This is a genomic window from Psychrobacter sp. 1U2 (assembly GCF_051847575.1).
Window position 1 is genome coordinate 1 of the sequence record NZ_JBPYDC010001720.1, and the last position, 536, is coordinate 536.

Genomic DNA, 536 nt, shown 5'->3' on the forward strand with positions numbered 1-536 from the left:
AGTTATGTAATAAGCGGTAATAAAGGGATATTATGAAGATTATATTAATGCGTCATGGACAAGCAGAAGATGAGACTCGTCCAGATAGCGCACGGCAATTGACTGAGTATGGTCAACAGCAAGCAGCACAAACGGCTGAATATATTATTGAGCATTATGCGCCAGACCATTTTGTAGTAAGCCCTTATAAACGCGCGCAGCAAACATTGGCTGCGCTACAATCGCGTGCTACTGCAGTGCCGTCTATAGTACAAGACAATATTACACCGTCCGATGATGCCCATATGGCATTAGCAGATATTGCAAAGATTGAAGCCGAGTGTTTGGTGGTGGTTTGTCATATGTCTATCATTGCCTACCTTGCTGGGTTATTAACTGGTGATAATCCTGAGTCGTTCGCTTTGGCTGAAGCACGTGTCTTTGAGATGGAATTTGTCATGACTGGTATGGCAAACGAAATAGACCGTTTTGTGCCGCAGCAGCCCCATTGATATTATAAAGGCGTAAGTCAATACCGCGCTTTGATTTAACTGGCG

The 536-nt window shown here is 43.8% G+C and carries 1 protein-coding gene; it reads left to right on the plus strand.

What is annotated here, in order from left to right:
- Positions 1-32: 32 nt before the first annotated feature.
- A complete protein-coding gene (gene sixA / locus ACS8FD_RS24055) occupies positions 33-491 on the plus strand; it encodes a phosphohistidine phosphatase SixA (protein WP_439260768.1) in 459 nt (152 codons plus the stop codon).
- Positions 492-536: the final 45 nt, after the last annotated feature.

Excerpts from the sequence above, each read along its gene's own strand:
- sixA (WP_439260768.1), top strand. The coding sequence starts at position 33 with ATGAAGATTATATTAATGCGTCATGGACAAGCAGAAGATGAGACTCGT.